The organism is Pseudogracilibacillus sp. SO10305 (assembly GCF_037072005.1).
GTDB classification, from domain to species: domain Bacteria; phylum Bacillota; class Bacilli; order Bacillales; family Amphibacillaceae; genus Pseudogracilibacillus; species Pseudogracilibacillus intestinigallinarum.
This window is the reverse complement of sequence record NZ_JAXHDE010000032.1, coordinates 1-3127: the sequence shown is the minus strand read 5'-3', so window position 1 is coordinate 3127 and position 3127 is coordinate 1. Positions and strand designations below refer to the sequence as shown.

The 3127-nt window shown below is 49.1% G+C and carries 1 rRNA gene; it reads right to left on the bottom strand.

Annotation, left to right across the window (positions count from 1 at the left end):
• Positions 1–23: 23 nt before the first annotated feature.
• Positions 24–2942: ribosomal RNA gene (locus SPD45_RS14280) — 23S ribosomal RNA — on the bottom strand.
• Positions 2943–3127: the final 185 nt, after the last annotated feature.

The following is a 3127-nucleotide window of genomic DNA, read 5'->3' as shown; positions in this document are numbered from 1 at the left end:
CTCAAATCAACTTGACTTAAAACTTAGTTAAGTCCTCGATCTATTAGTATTCGTCAGCTCCACGTATCACTACGCTTCCACCCCGAACCTATCAACCTTATCGTCTCGTAAGGGATCTTACTCATTTAAAATGATGGGAAGTCTCATCTTGAGGCGGGCTTCGTGCTTAGATGCTTTCAGCACTTATCCTTGCCACACGTAGCTACCCAGCTATGCTCCTGGCGGAACAACTGGTACACCAGTGGTGTGTCCATCCCGGTCCTCTCGTACTAAGGACAGCTCCTCTCAAACTTCCAACGCCCACGACGGATAGGGACCGAACTGTCTCACGACGTTCTGAACCCAGCTCGCGTACCGCTTTAATGGGCGAACAGCCCAACCCTTGGGACCGACTCCAGCCCCAGGATGCGATGAGCCGACATCGAGGTGCCAAACCTCCCCGTCGATGTGAACTCTTGGGGGAGATAAGCCTGTTATCCCCGGGGTAGCTTTTATCCGTTGAGCGATGGCCCTTCCATGCGGAACCACCGGATCACTAAGTCCGACTTTCGTCCCTGCTCGACTTGTAAGTCTCGCAGTCAAGCTCCCTTCTGCCTTTACACTCGATGAATGATTTCCAACCATTCTGAGGGAACCTTTGAGCGCCTCCGTTACTCTTTGGGAGGCGACCGCCCCAGTCAAACTGCCTATCTGACACTGTCTCCGAACCGGATCACGGTCCTGGGTTAGAATGTTCATACAACAAGGGTAGTATCCCACCAGTGCCTCCACGTAAGCTAGCGCTCACGCTTCTAAGGCTCCTACCTATCCTGTACAAGCTGCACAAACATTCAATATCAGACTACAGTAAAGCTCCACGGGGTCTTTCCGTCCTGTCGCGGGTAACGCGCATCTTCACGCGTAGTATAATTTCACCGGGTCTCTCGTTGAGACAGTGCCCAAGTCGTTGCACCTTTCGTGCGGGTCGGAACTTACCCGACAAGGAATTTCGCTACCTTAGGACCGTTATAGTTACGGCCGCCGTTTACTGGGGCTTCGGTTCAATGCTTCGGCTTACGCCTAACACATCCCCTTAACCTTCCAGCACCGGGCAGGTGTCAGCCCCTATACATCGCCTTGCGGCTTAGCAGAGACCTATGTTTTTGATAAACAGTCGCTTGGGCCTGTTCACTGCGGCTCCTCTAAGAGGAGCACCCCTTCTCCCGAAGTTACGGGGTCATTTTGCCTAGTTCCTTAACGAGAGTTCTCCCGCTCACCTTAGAATACTCTTCTTGCCCACCTGTGTCGGTTATCGGTACAGGCACCTGTAATTTAACTAGAGGTTTTTCTTGGCAGTGTGGAATCAGGAACTTCGCTACTATATTTCACTCCCCATCACAGCTCGAGATTGTTAGACGGATTTGCCTATCTAACTCCCTAACTGCTTGGACGCACATCCATCTGTGCGATTCCTTATCCTCCTGCGTCGCCCCATCGCTCAAACAATTACGAGGTGGTACAGGAATATCAACCTGTTGTCCATCGCCTACGCCTTTCGGCCTCAGCTTAGGTCCTGACTAACCCTGAGAGGACGAGCCTTCCTCAGGAAACCTTAGGCTTTCGGTGAAAGAGATTCTCACTCTTTTTTCGTTACTCATACCGGCATTCTCACTTCTACACGCTCCACCAGTCCTCACGATCTGACTTCACAGCAAGTAGAACGCTCTCCTACCACTGTACCAACGGTACAATCCACAGTTTCGGTGATACGCTTAGCCCCGGTACATTTTCGGCGCAAAGTCACTCGACCAGTGAGCTATTACGCACTCTTTAAATGGTGGCTGCTTCTAAGCCAACATCCTGGTTGTCTAAGCAACTTCACATCCTTTTCCACTTAGCGTATACTTAGGGACCTTAACTGGTGGTCTGGGTTGTTTCCCTCTCGACAATGAATCTTATCACCCACTGTCTGACTCCCAAGTAAAAGTATTTGGCATTCGGAGTTTGACTGAATTCGGTAACCCGATGAGGGCCCCTAGTCCAATCAGTGCTCTACCTCCAATACTCTAAAACTTGAGGCTAGCCCAAAAGCTATTTCGGAGAGAACCAGCTATCTCCGTGTTCGATTGGCTTTTCACCCCTACCCACACCTCATCCCCGCATTTTTCAACATACGTGGGTTCGGGCCTCCAGTCAGTGTTACCTGACCTTCACCCTGGACATGGGTAGATCACACGGTTTCGGGTCTACGACTACATACTAAAGCGCCCATTTCAGACTCGCTTTCGCTGCGGCTCCACGGAAAACCCGCTTAACCTTGCATGCAATCGTAACTCGCCGGTCCATTCTGCAAGAGGTACGCCGTCACACATTAACGTGCTCCGACTACTTGTAGGCACACGGTTTCAGGTACTATTTCACTCCCCTCCCGGGGTGCTTTTCACCTTTCCCTCACGGTACTGGTTCACTATCGGTCACTAGGGAGTATTTAGCCTTGGGAGATGGTCCTCCCGGATTCCGACGGAATTTCACGTGTTCCGCCGTACTCAGGATCCACTTCGGAGAAAATGTACTTTCGATTACAGGGCTGTTACCTTCTTCGGCTGACCTTTCCAGATCGATTCGTCTAATACATTTCTTTGTAACTCCATGTGAAGTGTCCTACAACCCCAGTAGGTAAACCTACTGGTTTGGGCTGATTCCAGTTCGCTCGCCGCTACTATGGAAATCGCATTTGCTTTCTCTTCCTCTGGGTACTAAGATGTTTCAGTTCCCCAGGTATGCCACAACTATTCTATGTATTCAAATAGCTGCACTATTCCATTACGAATAGTAGGTTTCCCCATTCGGAAATCTCCGGATCAAAGCTTACTTACAGCTCCCCGAAGCATATCGGCGTTAGTCCCGTCCTTCATCGGCTCCTAGTGCCAAGGCATCCACCGTGCGCCCTTGTTCACTTAACTAATTTACTAAATTTATAAAAATTGAATCATTTTAAAATGATTTGATGTCGTTGATTATCTTGCTCTTATTTAGTTTTCAAGGTACAAAAAATATCTTACTACTTTCTCACTTGATTCACAAGTAAAAAGTAGAGATAATTTTGAGGAATTTATTCCCTCAAAACCGAACAAACAACAATAAATGT